Genomic DNA, 16607 nt, shown 5'->3' on the forward strand with positions numbered 1-16607 from the left:
TTACTCGTTCAAAGCGGATTTGAGAACTCGGAGAAAATTAGAGAAGAAGCTGCTGTACGATCTAAGTTCTTAAAGCAGATCTTGAAGCATAAAAAATCATACGAAGACCTCGAAAAAGAGCGCATTCAAAAAATTAAAGAGCTTAGAAAAAAAATATGGCAGACCCGTTCTCATCTTCAACTTGATGAAGAAGAATCTTTAGGTGACATGCTGACCGAGCTATCAGAACTCTTGGATAATCCTGCACCATCAGATTCTAACGAGGACGAGTCTCCTGAATTCGATCTCAATCCAAAATCTGTCAAAGGCTTATCTCCTTCTAATCATTTTATCATCCCAGGAATACGGATGGCGGCACCTAAAAAAAGCGGCGGCTCGGGTGGTGGTAAAAAGTCAGAAGTTAGAAAGGATAGCAGCGCTCAAGCTCAGACTGAGACTGAGACTCAAACTGGAGTCACAGTCGTTTCGGCAGCTCAGCCATCCACACTAGCCCCTGCTTCGGGTTTTATACAGGTTTCTGGTCCCGCTCCCGTTCCCATGGAGCTTCAGACTGTTCTTAACCATATAATAAACGAAAATATCGCTTTAAAAAATGAAAATGCAGCTTTAAAAAATGAAAATACAGCTTTAAAAAAGGAAACTCAGGATCTTAGATTAGGACTACAACGCGAAACAGATCGCAGTGCCATTCATGAGCGTGATTTGCAGCTTGTGCGCAACGAGTATCGAACTTTACTAGAAAGCTACGGGGTTCTTCAGGCCGAAGTAGCTCGATTAAGAACTGAAAACGAAGCATTAAGAATCGAAAACGAAGCATTGCGTCAAGATAATAAGCAGCTAAAAGAGCGGCTCACCACCGCTGAAAGCCAGCTTCAAACTCTGCAATCTGAACTTCAAATTTTGAAGCAAAGATCCGACCAGCAACAATACATGCTAGAAGTTGGGCAAGCACTGGGCTACATAAACGATGAGATTCGCAGAGTTTTTGACGATCCTGCAAGCCCAGGATTTCCAGGCATTCAAAGAATGGCTAGAAGAGATGAATTCCGAGGCGAGGAGTCCCGTATCTGGGCTGAGTTTCTTCGAGCACATCCTGGTGCAGATGATATGAGCTTTGCACGAGTTTTTGCGGAAATCATGGGCGACCGAGTTGGCGTAGCGCATCCTGGACGACGCGTAGATACCATGAGAGAAGAAGAATTATATCACCGTATTTTAACGATCAAACCGAATTTGGAAGAATCTTTTGTAAGAAAGTTTGTTGACTTTATCTTTACATTCCCTGTGCCTGATCAACGGCGTTAACCCCAGGACAAGGGAACCAGGCCTTTGCATCGCTGAAATAAACACGCTCGCTTGCCTACGAGAAGTCTCGTTTTTATTCGGCACCTGGTTATTTCGCGCTTGAGCCGATTCATCCACTGCTCTCAAGATACTCTCTTGATCGAATCGATTCCAAATGGCAGACGTGACGGACTTTATGCTCTTTCTAGAAGGCAACATCGGTGCCGGAAAATCAAGTTTTTTAAAGCTTCTTGGCGAAGATTTGGACTGCCGCATTGTTTTCGAGCCACATCAACGTTGGCAGTCCCTCCAAGGGGACCAAAATCTACTGGAACTCTTTTACAAAAGCCCAGAACGTTGGGCTTATACTTTTGAAACCTATACCTTGCTAACTCGCCTCATCGATCAGGAGCCGTTTCGGTCTCTAGAAGATCACCGAATGGTGATCAACGAACGTTCGCCTTATTCCGGATGGTATTGTTTTGCTCAAAATACGCACGCCCAAGGGTGCATGAATTCTTTAGAATGGGGCCTCTATCAGTCTCTTTGCAAGCACCTTCTTCACCAGTATGCCATCGCTCCAACTGGATTTATCTATCTCAAAACCGATCCAGAAATATGCCTCCAAAGACTCCAAAAACGGGACCGTCACGAAGAAAGCAACATGCCTCTTAGCTATCTCGAGCAAATCCACGATCAGCATGAATCCTGGCTTTCTCAAGAGTCTACGATCCCGGTTTTAACCTTGGATGGAAACCTGCCCTACCTAGACGATCTCGCAGCCCGCGATCACCTGGTGCAACTGGTGAGTCGTTTTTTTGGCGTTGGAAAAAAATCATGAACAATAAGAAGCAGTACTTTGTCGAAGGCAATATTGGAGTTGGAAAATCAACGTTTCTTCGACTGGTTGAAAAAATGCTGAATTGCCAAATGGTTTTTGAACCACACGATCAATGGCAAGACATCAACGGCGCCGGCAATCTATTAGAGGCTTTCTACCAAGACACACCTCGTTGGGCTTACACATTTCAATCCTACGCTTTTATTACTCGAATCTTGGAACAAAATCGAAAGGCTACCCTTAGCAACCACGAAGCCCAGATTATCGAGCGTTCTGTATTTTCCGATCGGCATTGTTTTGCTCAATTGGCCTTTGAAGCAGGCAACATGAGCATTTTGGAGTGGCAAATTTATCAGCATTGGTTCGATTGGCTCGTCGGCGGCCATCATGCCTCTCCTGCAGGCTTTATTTATCTACGAACCGACCCAGAAATCTGCTTTCATCGCTTAAAAAAGCGAGCTCGTGCAGAAGAAATAGGCGTCTCTCTGGATTATTTAAAAGCCCTGCATCAAAAACACGAAGATTGGTTGCTCAATCAGGAAAAAGCTCCTGTTTTGGTTTTAGATTGCAACCTTGAGTTTGAAAACGATGCCAAACGCCAAGAAGAGCTTATGTCTTCGATTGTCGAGCGCTTCGCACCTGTTATCCAAAGAAAGTAACCTCAGTACGAACCATCTTAAAGATGCACAAGATGCTTTTAGGCGTCTTTCTTTACCCAATAAGAGTGCAACAAAATTCCAATCGCTCCGACTACAATGCAGGAATCTGCAATGTTAAACGTCGGCCAATGCGCATGGGGATAACCCAAAAATCCAGCATGCACATCCAAAAAATCGATCACATAGCCCATGCGAAAACGATCCAAAAAATTTCCAATCGCTCCTCCAATCACCATGGAAAAAGAAGATAAGATCAGCCAATCTGCTTCTTTGAGTCGAAAATACCAAATCAAAAATAAGAACGTGGCTAGGATGCTGACCGTCAAAAGGAAAGGCTTGCGAAACCAATCGGGGATCGAGCTAGTAATGCTAAAAGCCGCTGCGGGGTTTTCTTTGTAGATTAAATTGAAGAAGTTTGAAACAATCACCCTTTCATGCTGACCGTAGAATTGACCCGGTTGATATTCGTAGGCAAGCGTATCTTGAGCCCAAATCTTGCTCACCTGGTCTGCAGCCACCGAGACCAAAACAATACTTAAAAGTAAAAAAATACGTGCTTTCAGTGAAATCCCCATGCGTTCGACCTAGCACAAAATCTTCTCTAGGAAACCAAAAATGTTCGCTCGACCCCTCAGATGGATTAAAAAATAACAAAGCTCTCTTAATGTGGTACAGCAAAACCCATGAATTCTTTATTTCAGGGCACTTACGACTCCTTTTATCTTTCGCCCGAGTTAACACTTGGCCTTCAAGAGTTAGGGTACACAGCTCCTACTTCTGTTCAAAACGAAGTCTTTAAGCCCATTCAAGAAGGCCAGGATTTGGTGGTCCAGAGCCACACTGGTTCCGGTAAGACAACCGCCTTCTGCCTTCCTCTTCTAACGCGTATCCACCCTGAAAAATATCCACAGGTGCTCGTTTTAAGTCCTACTCGAGAACTTGCCAAGCAAGTTTCCGTTGAAGCCACTCGGCTGAGCCATCACACTCCGATCCAAGTAACCGCTATTTATGGCGGTGTTTCTTTCGAAGCCCAGTTGGCTGCACTGAAAGCAGGAGCCCAATTTATTGTTGGAACCCCGGGACGAATCAAAGATCTGTTTGAAAAAAAACGCTTAGATCTTTCTCGAATTCATACAGTCGTTCTGGATGAAGCAGATGAAATGCTTTCCATGGGTTTTTGGGACGATGTCACTTACTTGCTCAATCAAACCCCTCAAGCACGGCAAACGTTGCTTTTTTCAGCCACCCTGCCTTGGGTGATCGAACAAGCTCTCTCAAAAATCACACGCAACCCAAACACCATCCAATTGACTTCAGACCAAGCCACGGCTCAGTCGATTCGACACGTGGTTCATGTTGAAGATGATCGACAAATTAAATCGCGCAGCCTGCTCTATGCCATTGAGCTTCACAAACCCAAACGAGCCATCGTTTTTTGCAATACCAAAGAAGAAACCGAGATCTTAGAAAATTATCTGAAACGATTCTCAATTCATGCCCAGGCCCTTAACGGAGATATGAGTCAGTCTGCTCGAGAACGCGTACTGGATGAGTTAAAGCACACCGAATCGTCCATCTTAATTGCAACAGACGTGGCCGCACGAGGAATTGATGTGCCCGGTCTCACGCATGTCTTTAACTACGAACTACCCGATAATCCGGAGAGTTATGTTCACCGAACTGGGCGAACCGGCCGAATCGGGCACATCGGAACGGCGATTTCGCTTATACGAGACAAAGATGAGCTCATGCTAAGCCAGCTCCAGAAAACATATGAGCTAAGCTTCGAAAGAGTTCCATTTCCCGCTGAATCTGAAATTCTCTGGATGCAAAGTCAGCGATTGGCGCAGCTTTTAATTGAGCAAGCAGAACAAGTCGAAATTAGTCAATATCGACCCGTCGCAGAAAGCCTTCTCGGTCGACCCGACCTCGCGGAAGTGCTCGCTTTTCTCTTGCGTTCACATTTTTCAAAAATAACTCAACCAAGCAAACCAACTCAATCGGCCCCTAGGCCCAAAGCACCGTCTGTACAAAAGCTTCCGGAACATCGCGACCTTTACGTCACCCTGGGCCGACAAGACGGATTTACCAACCTCGCGGGCCTAGCCAATCATGTCAGCGATTTGTCTAAAGTTGATTTAGGACACTTTACAGGTCAAGGAAACCTTCGGGATACAAGCTCTCATCTCGAAGTCGACTACAATGTAGCCAACCAGATCAAAGAAGCGCTTCATGGACTCGCACGCGCATCGGGTGTCACAGAAACAATTACGTGTGATTTTGGTTCAGGAAAACCTCAAAAACCGAGAACATTTCACAAGGACAGAAGATTCTCAAGCAAATCGGACAAACCAAACCCGGTTTGAGCAGAGACGAGAATTCCCTCTTGCTGTTTCATCCAGGCTTTTTGAGTGAAGTCGGCTTCAAATCGGTCGGCTTTATTCACCACCAAAAGCTTGGGTTTATCGGATAGGCCCAGCGTATCGATCAAATCGTTGACCACTCGAACGTGTTGTGGGGCTTCAGGATCCGAGCCATCCACCACGTGGAGCAACAAATCGGCTTCCTGCAGTTCTTCAAGCGTTGCACGAAAGGCGTTAATCAGTCCCTGAGGAAGATCTCGAATGAAACCAACCGTATCAATCAAAATAATTTCGCGACCATTCGGTAGCCACCGTTTTCGGGAAGTGGTGTCGAGCGTCACAAACAAAGCGTTTTCTGCATCAATATCGGATTGGGTCAAACGATTCATCAAAGTCGATTTTCCCGCGTTGGTATAACCCACCAAAGATACAACTGGAAAATGCTTATTCTGACGACCTTGGCGAGTCCGTTCTCGTTGTTCACAGAGCTTATCAATCTCTCGTTCGAGTTTTGCCACTCGATCTTTCACGCGCCGCCGATCGAGTTCCAGTTTGGTCTCACCAGGGCCCACTCCACCAATTCCTCCAGTTAAGCGAGATAAGCCACTGTGCTTCTTGGCAAGTCTTGGAAGCGAATATTGAAGCTGCGCAAGCTCAACCTGAAGCTTTCCGGATCGAGATTTGGCGCGTTGCGCAAAGATATCCAAAATCAACATCGTACGATCGAGGATCTTTAAGTCCGTCGCTTCGGTAATCGCATTGAGTTGCGAGGGTGTCAGATCGCGATCAAAAATCAACATTTCCGCACCCAAATGCAAAGCATTCAGACACAGCTCTTCCAACTTTCCGCTGCCAACAATCGTGCGTGGATCTAGGACCCTGCGCTGTTGAATGACTGTATCCAGAATCTGAACTTGAGCGGTTTTAGCCAATTCTTGAAGCTCATTCATCGAAGCTTGCCATTGCTCTCTAGGGGTTGCGTAAACTCCAACGAGCACGGCTTTTTCACGGGCACCATAGGCAACTTTTGGGCTGCTCTTCAGCAAAGATGCCTCAAGCTCAGCAATCAATTCGGAAAAATGAAAATCGATGGCCTTGAAGCTTGAATAGGATTCAATCTGACAATGAATGCTGGGTGAAAGCGTTCCCAGGACACAGCGACCGGCAGTCCCATCTGGCAATCCTTCAATTTGAAGCACTAAATCCAGTTGGAGCTTCTCAAGATCCATCCTAAAATCTCGATCCAACGGGTAAGTCGCTTGTGTCGAACGTCTTGGCTTGACAACCACCAAGCGAACCCCTCTCAAACGAGAAGACGAGGCCCTAGAGCGACCGATGTCCGGCAGGTATAATCTTGAACCGTCCCCCAGAATGACCGAAGTCACGCTGCCTTTACGATCAATCAGCACGCCCAACAATCGATTGAGTTCAGCGGCCTGACGACATAAGGTTCTCACCAAATCAGCACTAGCCACCTCTCCATCGCCAACGAAGCAGGCATACACAGCTTCGAGGGCGTGGATTTGAGAGGCTTTAAGCCCTGATGTCTTACCGAAAATCGAGTTCAGACTGGCGTCCCAACCTGAAGCATTTCTTCACCTTCGCTATCCAGTTTGAGGAAACTGCGCATTTGCTGCAAAAGCTTTTGACGATCGACGGATTCCGACAAATCAAGCCGGTATTCGTTGATGATTTTTGTCTGCATCTGCCGCCAAGCTTCCCAATCTTCCTGGGAAACCTTCGCAACAATTTCTTTTCCTAACGGACCTGCAAAAGGAGCTACATCCATGGGTGTATTCATAGACCGCCTACTCTATCGAATGAATTGAACAAATCAATCACGGCTTCGCAATTTGGAAATTAAACGCAGCATCTCTAAGTAAAGCCAAACCAAGGTCACCATCAAGGCAAAAGCTCCAAACCACTCCATGTACTTTGGCGCTCCCTGACGAGCTCCACGCGCGATCAGGTCAAAATCTAAGACCAAGTTCAAAGCAGCCACGCAAACCACGACTACGCTAAAACCGATTCCCACCAAGCCGTTCCCAAAAATACCGGGGATCTGGATGCCAAAAAAACCCAAGATCATCGAAGCGATGTAGAGAAACGCAATCCCTCCAGTGGCAGCCATCATCCCGATTCGAAAACGCTCATTGACCGCAATCATTCCTGTTCGATAGATCAACAGCATGACCCCAAGAACGCCAAAAGTTCCCAGCATGGCTTGTAAGGCAATTCCTGGATACTGTACGTTGAACATGGCAGAAATTGCTCCAAGCAACAAACCTTCGCACAGAGCGTACGCTGGAGCGGCCAAAGGAGCCCAATGCGGCCGGAAACTGATTGCCAAGGCCAAAATAAACCCGCCAATCATCCCTCCCCACATGGGGATTCCCAAAGCATTCGCATTCTGAGCATGAACCAAACTCCACGGATACGCGGCGGCAGCCCCTGCTAAAGCTAAAAGAAATCCGGTTTTATTGACGGTCCCTTCCAAAGACATGCGATCATGGCTGAGATCATCCGATCCACTTTTTTGAAGTCCGCGAGCCAATACGGGATTGTTCGATTCCATTTGTTAAATCCTCCAGTCCCTATTGTATAGACACCTTAAAGCAAATGACAAGACTCGGGCATTGCAGGCTCAGGCAACATAGGCCATGGCTCTCGTCATGCGAAGCTGTCGCCACTGCCGTTTAGCTTACATACCTAAAAATCCAGAGGATCTATTTTGCTGCACCGGTTGCTGTTTTGCTTACCGCTTTTTAAACGAAGCAGGGCTCAGTCGCTTTTATGAATTAATGGATGGAACAGGATTCGCAGTTGGAAATAGCCCTCTTTTGTCTTTAGAACTGTTTGATTGGATCATCCCACGCACTCAGCCCATTGGATCCTTTGATACCCTCGAAGTTGACATCCAAGGCCTTCATTGCACAGCTTGCATCTGGCTCATCGAACAGCTTTTTCAAAAAGAGCCTGGCTGTGTTCAGGTTCGAATCAATTCCTCCATCGGCCGGATGCACTTGATTTATCAGAAGGGATTCGACCTCCGCCCCTTCTTGCTAAAACTCGCCCAAATTGGCTACCAAACTGCTCCGGCAAGCCAAGCCACCACGACGTCCAGCCCCTTTCTCTTCCGCTTTGCTATTTGCGCCGCTCTTTCCATGAACTCCATGGTCTTATCCGCTTCGTTCTATTTCGGTTTGGCAACCGACAACAACCCTACGATCTATTCGGTTTTCTCTTGGACCAATTTGATTCTATCGCTTATCTGCTTGTGGGTCGGTGGGTCTGTTTTCTTCAAAAGTGCTTATCAAGCTTTGAAGCATGGCTTGATTCACTTGGATCTTCCGATTGCGCTCGGACTCTTTCTTGGGTTTTTAGGAAGCCTGATTTCGTTTTTTTCTGAATACCAGCAAGCCGTGTATTTTGACACGCTGAATATCTTTGTGACCTTCATGCTGCTTGGGCGAATTTTACAAAACCGAATGATTGAGCATAATCGAAGCCTTCTCTTGCGCGATAACTCCATCCAAAACCTATGCGTTCGAAAAATCACCGCAAGCGGCGTATCGCTCGTTCCAGCACAATCGCTCAATGCTTTCGATCGGATTCTCGTTGTCCCCGGCGAAGTACTCCCCTGCCAAGGCAAGCTCTTATCTTCCAGCGGCCATTTTTCTTTGGAGTGGATTCAAGGAGAGTCCACTCCTCATCTCTACCAACTCGGCGATTTACTGCCTGCAGGCGCCTTTCACATTGGCTCAAAAGCTCTGACTTTCGAACTCAAGGAAGGCTTTCAGCAATCCCAGCTCGTCCCACTATTGGCCAATTCCAACCCGATTCATTCTAAAAATCAAGTACACTCTCCGTTATTTCCTCGCCTCAGCCGCTTTTATACCCTTGGGGTGATTTTGATCGCTTTGGCCGGATTCTTATGGTGGATTCCCAGCGGATTTCAACAAGCTTTAAACATCACCGTCGCTCTACTGGTTGTGACATGCCCCTGTGCCATCGGACTAGCGACTCCACTGGCTCTGGATTCAGCCATCGTGCACCTACGACGTTACGGTCTATACATTCGTAATTCAGACTTCTTCATGCGAATCCGAAAGGTTCGTCACTGCTTCTTTGACAAGACCGGAACTCTGACGCTTGGCCACCTTTCGGTGGAAAACCCAGAAGCGATTTCTGAACTTAGTCCTGTGGAACGCAACGCACTCTTTCAGATGGTGGTCCGTTCCAATCACCCTAAGTCAAAAGCTTTACTAGGCTATCTGTCCGAATCCATCGACCCTCAGGCTCAGGTTGAAGAAATCACCGGTGTCGGCATGCGCTACGGCGAATGGACATTGGACGATAGCTTCAAAAAAAGCGATCGGATTCTGGCTACTTTCCGCTTTGCTGAAACTCTCAAAGAAGATGTTCTGTCAGAGCTTGCAGAGCTACGAAAGCGAAAAATTCAAATCTACTTGCTCTCTGGCGATCGAACTCACAAAGTCTCACAACTGGCTGAAAAGCTCGCCATTCCCGAATCGCATATTTGGGGAAACCTAAGCCCTGGTGAAAAAGCCGAAAAAATCCTGGCAATCGACCATCAAGATACCCTGATGATTGGAGACGGAATCAACGATTCACCTGCATTTGATACCGCTTATTGCGCAGGAACACCGGCCATCTTACACCCCTCTATCCCTGGGAAAGCGGACTATTTTTACCTTGGAACAGGCCTCGGGCCACTCGGTTCCGTGCTTCGATTGGCTGATCATCTTCACCACGTGATTCATCGAAATCTTCTTTACGCCCTTGGATACAATGTGCTAGCGATCACTCTAGCATTTTCTGGAGTCCTATCGCCTGTTTTTGCCGCCATTTTTATGCCACTCAGCTCCATTTCAATCATCGCAATCACACTCTTTTCTTTTCGGCAAAGCAAGGGATGATTGTCTTGCTGCTCACCTTTTTTGTTGGAATCGTATTGACTTTTGTTGGCATCCTTCTTTTCACCTACAGTTTCCAACAAGGCGATTACGACACCCTCGATTCACTTTCGCTGCTGCCCCTCCAGGAGGAAGAACATGAAGCAGGTCAAGATCACCTATAACGACTCGGTCGTACGTCAATTTATTTGGGCATCCCTGTTCTTTGGTCTTGTGGGCATGCTGGTCGGTGTTTTAATCGCTGCACAGCTTGCTGATCCGAGAGCAAGCTTTGGATTATCCTGGCTTTCTTTCGGAAGAATACGCCCACTTCATACCAACGCAGTGATTTTTGCTTTTGTAGGCAATATGCTATTCGCTGGCATTTATTATTCTACCCAACGTCTGCTCAAGGCTCGACTTGCCAGCGACTTTCTTTCCAGTCTTCATTTTTGGGGGTGGCAGGCGATCATTGTTGCCGCAGCCCTTACATTGCCTCTTGGAATCACGCAGTCTAAAGAATACGCTGAGCTTGAATGGCCCATTGATTTGGCTGTGGTTGCTATCTGGGTTGTTTTTGGAATCAACTTTTTCTGGACTTTGGCCAAGCGCCGCGAGAAGCATCTATACGTTGCGATTTGGTTTTACATCAGCACCATTATCACCATCGCAGTGCTTTATGTTGTCAACAATTTGGCCATACCCGTCTCATGGACTAAGAGCTACTCCGTATTTGCAGGCGTTCAAGATGCCTTGGTCCAGTGGTGGTATGGGCACAACGCGGTTGCCTTTTTTTTGACCACCCCGATTTTGGGTATCATGTACTATTTTATTCCCAAAGCGGCCGAAAGACCGGTCTACTCTTATCGCCTTTCGATGATTCATTTTTGGTCGCTCATCTTTCTCTATATTTGGGCCGGACCTCATCACCTTCTCAATAGCGCTCTTCCAGACTGGACTCAGTCTATGGGAATGCTCTTCTCAGTCATGCTTTGGGCACCCTCTTGGGGCGGAATGATCAATGGTCTTTTGACCCTTCGCGGAGCTTGGAATAAACTTCGAACCGATCCTGTGTTAAAATTCTTTATTGCGGCAGTCACTTTCTACGGAATGTCCACATTGGAAGGGCCTCTTCTTTCTATCAAAAGTATTTCTGCTCTTGCGCACTACACCGACTGGGTTGTGGGACATGTGCACAGCGGGGCACTCGGTTGGAATGGGTTCATGGCGGCGGGGATGTTTTATTGGCTCGTGCCAAGATTGTATTCGCGAGAGCTTTACAGCAAAGCGGCTGCGGATTTTCATTTTTGGATCGCTACGTTTGGCATTGTTTTGTACGTCATGGCGATGTGGGTAGGAGGCATCACCCAAAGCTTGATGTGGCGTGCCATGACACCTGAAGGCTCTTTGCTCTACCCCAATTTTGTTGAGACCCTGGTTGCGATTCGCCCCATGTATTGGATGCGCCTTGTGGGCGGCAGCCTTTATCTGTTCGGTTTCGTACTCATGATTTGGAATCTGCTGATGACCATGTCCTTGGGCAAAGCCACGGATACCACCGTCACCGTCCTTGAAACCTTCCCCGAAGCAGCTCCGCGCTCCAACCTGATTTTTTCACCTAACGATCACCGATTTTTAGAAGGCAGGCCTTTGCTGTTCACTGGCTTAGTCACCCTAGCCATTCTTGCGGGCGGAATCGCAGAGCTTATCCCCACTATTTTATCCGAAACTCAAGCGGTTGATGGAAAATGGCCCATCCGGCCTTACACAGCGCTGGAGCTACACGGACGCGATATCTACGTTCGAGAAGGGTGTTACAATTGCCACAGTCAAATGATCCGCCCCTTCCAGGATGAAGAAATGCGCTACGGTGCTCATGCAAAATTAACGGACTTCATCTTTGACCACCCCTTTCAATGGGGAAGCAAACGGACAGGCCCAGATTTGCAGAGAGTCGGGAAAAAATATCCGAACATCTGGCATTTTTACCATATGCAGGATCCACGAGCTATTTCACCTGGCTCGAACATGCCAAGCTATGACTGGCTTTCGGAACAAAAAGTCGATTTTTCTCTTAGCCCCATCCAAATGAACGCCATGAAACACGTTGGGGTTCCTTACTCGGAAGCGGAAGTTTTGAATGCTGAAATCTCGGCTCAAAGCGATGCCAAAGCTTTGGCCAATGCGCTTCAAGAAGAAGGGGCTTCTTTAGACTATGATGCTGAAATGATTGCTTTGATTGCCTATCTGCAATCACTCGGAACTCGCTAAATGTACCGAGAATTTTATGCGGATAGCTCCTTCTTATCTTATGCACTTGTCGCGTTTCTATTTTTCTTCGTTTTATTTATCGTCATCTTCATTCAAGTTCTGAGATCAAAAAGCGAACCGAGCCGATTCGATGCAATCGCTCACTTACCTTTGGAGGAGGATCCGAATGGCTGATGAAACCGAACGCGATCAAGAACGGGATCACGATTACGATGGCATCCGAGAATACAACAACCCACTTCCACGTTGGTGGTTGCTGAGCTTCTTCTCCACCGTCGTATTTACCTTCGCGTATTGGGGATATTACCATGTTCTAAACCTGGGTATGTTCCCAGATCAAGCACTGGTGCATCAAAACCAAATGACCGCAGAGCTCAAAGCCGCTGCAGCAGGGCATGTTGACAATGCGCAGCTGATTTCGATGAGCCAAGATCCAGATATCGTTGCTGCTGGAAAAATCGTTTTTTTTCAAGCCTGCGTGGCTTGCCATGGTGATCGAGGCCAAGGAGGCATTGGGCCTAACCTGACCGACCGTTATTGGATGCACGGTTCTAGCCCCATGGAAATTCGACACATCATTTCCCATGGAGTCGTTGAAAAAGGCATGACAGCTTGGAAGTCGGTGCTTAGCGAGCAAAAAATCAACGAGTTAGTCGCGTTTATTTTGACCCTCAAGAACACTGCGATACCCGGTAAAGCACCTCAAGGGGTCTTAGACCATGAAAAGCCCTGACAAAAAGCCGAACCTGGATCGTCTTTTTATTTTGGATCATCGAGGAAGCCGAAAGTACGTCTATCCCGCAGATGTCTCAGGGTTTTATCAGCGCATCAAATCGGTTTTATTGAGCCTTCTGATGCTGGTCTATTTTGGTCTGCCTTGGGTAAAAATCGCAGGACGGCCTGCGATTTTAATCGATATCAAGGCACGCCATTTCTACCTCTTGGGCCAAGTGTTCAATGCGCAAGATTTCTTTCTCGCATTTTTCCTAGCTTCTGGAGCCGCTTTTTTTCTGATTGTTCTCACGGCTTTTGTGGGTCGAATTTGGTGTGGCTGGCTGTGTCCTCAGACGGTCTTTGTTGAAGGAGTATTTCGGCGAATCGAGCGGTGGATTGAAGGCCCTGCTCATCAGCGTCAACGTCTCGCTCAGGCTCCTTGGACTGCTTCGAAGATTGTTCAAAAATTCTCAAAACATATTATTTATATTTTCATATCAATTTTTACAAACTATACATTTTTAAAATATTTTAACGAAAATAAAAATATTATATTATATTTTTTAAGCATTTTTATTTATTTTAATTTCTATTGGTTTCGAGAGCAGTTTTGCGTTATTCTGTGCCCTTACGGGCGCATGCAATCGGCCTTGCAAGATCGAGACACCATCCATATCAACTACGATTCCAAACGCGGCGAGACTCGAGGCAAAGCTCGAGATACGACGGCAGGAGACTGCGTCGATTGCGGCCGCTGCATCGCGGTCTGCCCAACCGGCATCGATATTCGCAATGGCCTTCAAATGGAGTGCCTTGAGTGCGCGAATTGCATCGATGCCTGCAATGCGATCATGAACAAATTGGGTCGACCTCTTGGCTTGATTCGATACGATTCGCTGCGTGGACTTGAAACCGGAAAAAGGCGTTTTTTACGACCACGCATGGTCGGCTATGCTTTGGCAGGGATCGCCGGGCTAGCAATCGCAACGACTCTTTGGCTGAAACGCCCCCCTTTCAATGCAAATCTTCTCAGAGTTCAAGGCATTCCCTTTACCCTCGAGCAAGGAATCATTCGAAATCAATTTATGATCCACTTAACCAATAAGAACAACCATTCAGCCGTTTTTCAGTTGCAGAATGTCTCTGAAAACCGGGTCCAGGTTATTCTACCGCTGCAGACCCTCTCGTTGCAACCGCTCCAAAGCTTTCAGACGCCCGTCATTGTCGAACTCCCGATAAAAGCCTATGTTCGAGGCATGAAAACCCATATTCGTGTTTCGGATTCTGTTTCGGGCCAGTCGCAAGTTCTTCAAGGGACTTTAATAGGACCTCTCTGATGTCGCCTAGCATTTACGCAGCGTATGGACAGCTCTTCAGTGTCGGGTTTATCTTCATCGGATTTCATTGCATTGGCATGTGCGGGCCGATCTTGTGTGGTTTACAGATAGGGCGTCAGCGATTTGGGCTTCTCTTTTATCAACTGGGGAGAACTACGCTCTATATGATTTTTGGAGCCATCACGGGAGCTCTTGGAGCTGTCTTTGAAAAAACTTTTAGCGCAGCAGGGACTGTCATCAGCATTGCTTTTGGTTGTTTGCTGATTGTGCAAGCAGGAAAAACCTATCGCTTCAAAAACACTCACCGCCTTGCTTCTAAATTAGCGATTTTACAACCCGATGAATTCGGCCTGATACGACCTCTGTTCTTGGGGATGTGTTTGGCTTTTATGCCCTGCATGATTACCGTCTGGGCTCTCGGTATTGCAGCAACCACCTTATCTCCTCTACACGGTGCGCTCATCATGGCTTTATTGGTTCTCTTGACAACCCCTGCCCTGTGGATCTCCACCCGAATCCCGAATATCTTGCAACGTCTTCAAAAAATCGAGTTCTTGAAGCGACTTTCCCCAGCTCTTTTAGGCATTTCAGGAATTTGGATGATTTTAGTGGGTTTAGCCGGAGCAGGTATCTTGAATCACTGCCATGTTCATTTCCAACTCTTCGGGCAGCACTACATGATCATGTTTTTTTAAAAGGGCGAACCATCTATATCAGCAACCCGATGCCATCCACGACGGTAATAAACGATCGGACTTTGAGTGCTCAGTGTCTTGGCTTCTAAAACCTCTCCGACGAAAATAACATGGTCGCCAATATCGTGAAAAGAATGAACGTTGCAGTCCAACCAAGCCAATCCGTCGGATAGAACCCGATTTCCCGAATGGAGATTCTGAAACGCGTGCTTCTTAAACCGATCGGGCATCCGAATCGTTGAATCCGAAAAAGTCTGCCCTACCTTTCTTTGAGTCGAATCAAGCATGCTCGCGGCAAAAGACCTAGATTGCTGCAAAATCGAACACATCGTTGTACGTTTATCGATGCACACTGAGATCATTGAAGGATGCAAGCTCACGCTGGTCAACGAGCTCACGGTCATTCCGTAATCCTGGCCATCCAGATGGGTTGTAACAACCGCAACCCCTGAAGGCCAGTGAGACATGGCTTCCTTATAGCGTTCGACGAGCTCGGACACGAGCGATCTCCATTTGTTCCTCAAGAAACTCCCGAAGGCTTACCCCTTCATAAGCGAGCGCCTGAGGAACAAGCGACGCCTTGGTCAGGCCTGGAAGAGCATTGGTTTCTAGAAATACCACACCTTGCTGATCCACAATCATATCCGTCCGAGAATATCCTTCACAATTCAAGACCGTATGAGCAGCCACCGCTAAACGCTGGGCCATCTCAATCACATGAGCGCTCACCTGTGCAGGAGTCACCTCGACCGTTCCAAGGCCTAAATACTTCCCATCGTAGTCTGCAAAACCTCGCTGAACCCGAAGCTCTGTGGGCACTAAAGCTCGAGTACCGGATTTCGAATCAACAACCCCGACCGTCAATTCGGTTCCAGGAATATAAGCCTCCAGCAAGTAAGAGGTGCCTAGATTTTTGCTAATCTCTCGCAGAGCTTGGTCCCAATTAGAGGGCTCTAGCAATAAAAGCCCAAAGCTGGATCCTTCTTCATTGGGTTTTAAGATCAACCGATCAAAACTCTGAAACAATTTTCGAATCGATGCTTCCGCTTCGACATCATCATATCCTGATATTAAGTAAGATTCCGCGACTCGAGCTCCAGCAGCTTTTAATTTTTGTTTCGCTTGATCTTTGTTCATGCAAGCACGACAAGCCTCAGAGCCTGGCCCGGTGAAAGGGGTGTAACGTTTCTCGAACCAATATTGAACCGTTCCGTCTTCTCCAGAGCCCCCATGCAGGCCATTAATAAATAAACTCTTGAAGGCTAACTCAGAATGCAAGGCCATGGAAAGGCTTTCGAAAAGAGGAGCTTTCTGAGGAATGAGAGGCACTTTAAAAGCATCCGCATGGCTTAAAAGATGTTCTCTCGATACATCGTAGATTTGCCCATCCAGTGCCCAAAACCAACAACTCGCTTCCGGCAACGCTTGGCTCAAATTCTGCGCGGTCGCCACTGAAACCAAACTTTCTCGACTATGGCCTCCAAAAATAATCACAAGATTTTCACGCATCGATATCCCTCTTACAAG

Annotated in this window: 16 protein-coding genes; 10 read left to right on the plus strand and 6 right to left on the minus strand. The window is 47.0% G+C overall.

All coding sequences use genetic code 11. The features are described from left to right. Positions 1 to 81: 81 nt before the first annotated feature. The 3 genes from I8H75_01755 (at position 82) to I8H75_01765 (ending at position 2784) form a co-directional block, all read left to right on the plus strand. Positions 82 to 1305, plus strand: coding sequence for a hypothetical protein (locus tag I8H75_01755; GenBank protein ID MBH2006064.1), 1224 nt, complete (start codon positions 82 to 84; stop codon positions 1303 to 1305). Between the two features lie 154 nt (positions 1306 to 1459). Further along, complete coding sequence (locus I8H75_01760; protein ID MBH2006065.1) at positions 1460 to 2125, plus strand: deoxynucleoside kinase; 666 nt, start codon at positions 1460 to 1462, stop codon at positions 2123 to 2125. Then, on the plus strand, positions 2122 to 2784 hold the full coding sequence (locus I8H75_01765) for a deoxynucleoside kinase (GenBank protein ID MBH2006066.1): 663 nt from the start codon (positions 2122 to 2124) through the stop codon (positions 2782 to 2784). Before I8H75_01760 ends, I8H75_01765 begins: the two co-directional genes overlap by 4 nt. Positions 2785 to 2822: 38 nt before the next feature. On the opposite strand, the gene lspA is transcribed toward I8H75_01765, so the two are convergent. After that, a complete protein-coding gene (gene lspA / locus I8H75_01770) occupies positions 2823 to 3359 on the minus strand; it encodes a signal peptidase II (GenBank protein MBH2006067.1) in 537 nt (178 codons plus the stop codon). 108 nt (positions 3360 to 3467) lie between these two features. On the opposite strand from lspA, the gene I8H75_01775 reads away from it, so the two are divergent. Further along, a complete protein-coding gene (locus I8H75_01775) occupies positions 3468 to 5150 on the plus strand; it encodes a DEAD/DEAH box helicase (GenBank protein MBH2006068.1) in 1683 nt (560 codons plus the stop codon). Here I8H75_01775 and hflX read toward each other — a convergent pair. From hflX to I8H75_01790, 3 genes are read right to left on the minus strand one after another with little or no spacing between them, the layout of a single operon-like run. Beyond that, complete coding sequence (gene hflX, locus I8H75_01780; GenBank protein MBH2006069.1) at positions 5099 to 6715, minus strand: GTPase HflX; 1617 nt, start codon at positions 6713 to 6715, stop codon at positions 5099 to 5101. The two genes, I8H75_01775 and hflX, sit on opposite strands and share 52 nt — an antisense overlap. Continuing rightward, positions 6712 to 6948, minus strand: coding sequence for a Fe(2+)-trafficking protein (locus tag I8H75_01785; GenBank protein ID MBH2006070.1), 237 nt, complete (start codon positions 6946 to 6948; stop codon positions 6712 to 6714). The genes hflX and I8H75_01785 overlap by 4 nt, the downstream gene beginning before the upstream one ends. 33 nt (positions 6949 to 6981) lie before the next feature. Beyond that, on the minus strand, positions 6982 to 7722 hold the full coding sequence (locus I8H75_01790; GenBank protein ID MBH2006071.1) for a Bax inhibitor-1/YccA family protein: 741 nt from the start codon (positions 7720 to 7722) through the stop codon (positions 6982 to 6984). 97 nt (positions 7723 to 7819) lie between these two features. Between I8H75_01790 and I8H75_01795 the strand changes: the two genes are divergently transcribed. The 6 genes from I8H75_01795 to I8H75_01820 all read left to right on the plus strand — a co-directional run bounded on the left by I8H75_01795 (position 7820) and on the right by I8H75_01820 (position 15080). Then, positions 7820 to 10087: an HAD-IC family P-type ATPase gene (locus I8H75_01795; protein ID MBH2006072.1), complete on the plus strand. Its 2268-nt coding sequence runs from the start codon at positions 7820 to 7822 to the stop codon at positions 10085 to 10087. A 135-nt stretch (positions 10088 to 10222) separates the two neighbouring features. Then, positions 10223 to 12334, plus strand: coding sequence for a cytochrome-c oxidase, cbb3-type subunit I (ccoN, locus tag I8H75_01800; GenBank protein ID MBH2006073.1), 2112 nt, complete (start codon positions 10223 to 10225; stop codon positions 12332 to 12334). Further along, positions 12335 to 12508 (plus strand): CcoQ/FixQ family Cbb3-type cytochrome c oxidase assembly chaperone, encoded by a 174-nt coding sequence (locus I8H75_01805; GenBank protein MBH2006074.1) that lies wholly within the window; start codon positions 12335 to 12337, stop codon positions 12506 to 12508. After that, complete coding sequence (locus tag I8H75_01810; protein ID MBH2006075.1) at positions 12501 to 13067, plus strand: c-type cytochrome; 567 nt, start codon at positions 12501 to 12503, stop codon at positions 13065 to 13067. Before I8H75_01805 ends, I8H75_01810 begins: the two co-directional genes overlap by 8 nt. Next, entirely contained in the window at positions 13054 to 14385 is a 1332-nt protein-coding gene (ccoG, locus tag I8H75_01815; protein ID MBH2006076.1) for a cytochrome c oxidase accessory protein CcoG, read from the plus strand. The genes I8H75_01810 and ccoG overlap by 14 nt, the downstream gene beginning before the upstream one ends. Continuing rightward, positions 14385 to 15080, plus strand: a complete 696-nt coding sequence (locus I8H75_01820) for a sulfite exporter TauE/SafE family protein (protein MBH2006077.1) — start codon at positions 14385 to 14387, stop codon at positions 15078 to 15080. Before ccoG ends, I8H75_01820 begins: the two co-directional genes overlap by 1 nt. Here the strand turns inward: I8H75_01820 and I8H75_01825 are convergent. Next, entirely contained in the window at positions 15077 to 15580 is a 504-nt protein-coding gene (locus I8H75_01825; protein ID MBH2006078.1) for a flavin reductase family protein, read from the minus strand. The genes I8H75_01820 and I8H75_01825 overlap by 4 nt on opposite strands. After that, positions 15555 to 16589, minus strand: coding sequence for an ATP-grasp domain-containing protein (locus tag I8H75_01830; protein MBH2006079.1), 1035 nt, complete (start codon positions 16587 to 16589; stop codon positions 15555 to 15557). Before I8H75_01830 ends, I8H75_01825 begins: the two co-directional genes overlap by 26 nt. Positions 16590 to 16607: the final 18 nt, after the last annotated feature.

The sequence above is a fragment of the Myxococcaceae bacterium genome, assembly GCA_016000045.1.
Classification (GTDB): domain Bacteria; phylum Myxococcota; class UBA727; order UBA727; family JABDBI01; genus AER2-1.

Coding starts and splice junctions, on each gene's coding strand:
- I8H75_01760 (MBH2006065.1), top strand. CDS start 1,460: ATGGCAGACGTGACGGACTTTATGCTCTTTCTAGAAGGCAACATCGGT.
- I8H75_01765 (MBH2006066.1), top strand. CDS start 2,122: ATGAACAATAAGAAGCAGTACTTTGTCGAAGGCAATATTGGAGTTGGA.
- lspA (MBH2006067.1), bottom strand. CDS start 3,359: ATGGGGATTTCACTGAAAGCACGTATTTTTTTACTTTTAAGTATTGTT.
- I8H75_01775 (MBH2006068.1), top strand. CDS start 3,468: ATGAATTCTTTATTTCAGGGCACTTACGACTCCTTTTATCTTTCGCCC.
- I8H75_01785 (MBH2006070.1), bottom strand. CDS start 6,948: ATGAATACACCCATGGATGTAGCTCCTTTTGCAGGTCCGTTAGGAAAA.
- I8H75_01790 (MBH2006071.1), bottom strand. CDS start 7,722: ATGGAATCGAACAATCCCGTATTGGCTCGCGGACTTCAAAAAAGTGGA.
- I8H75_01795 (MBH2006072.1), top strand. CDS start 7,820: ATGCGAAGCTGTCGCCACTGCCGTTTAGCTTACATACCTAAAAATCCA.
- ccoN (MBH2006073.1), top strand. CDS start 10,223: ATGAAGCAGGTCAAGATCACCTATAACGACTCGGTCGTACGTCAATTT.
- I8H75_01805 (MBH2006074.1), top strand. CDS start 12,335: ATGTACCGAGAATTTTATGCGGATAGCTCCTTCTTATCTTATGCACTT.
- I8H75_01810 (MBH2006075.1), top strand. CDS start 12,501: ATGGCTGATGAAACCGAACGCGATCAAGAACGGGATCACGATTACGAT.
- ccoG (MBH2006076.1), top strand. CDS start 13,054: ATGAAAAGCCCTGACAAAAAGCCGAACCTGGATCGTCTTTTTATTTTG.
- I8H75_01820 (MBH2006077.1), top strand. CDS start 14,385: ATGTCGCCTAGCATTTACGCAGCGTATGGACAGCTCTTCAGTGTCGGG.
- I8H75_01830 (MBH2006079.1), bottom strand. CDS start 16,589: ATGCGTGAAAATCTTGTGATTATTTTTGGAGGCCATAGTCGAGAAAGT.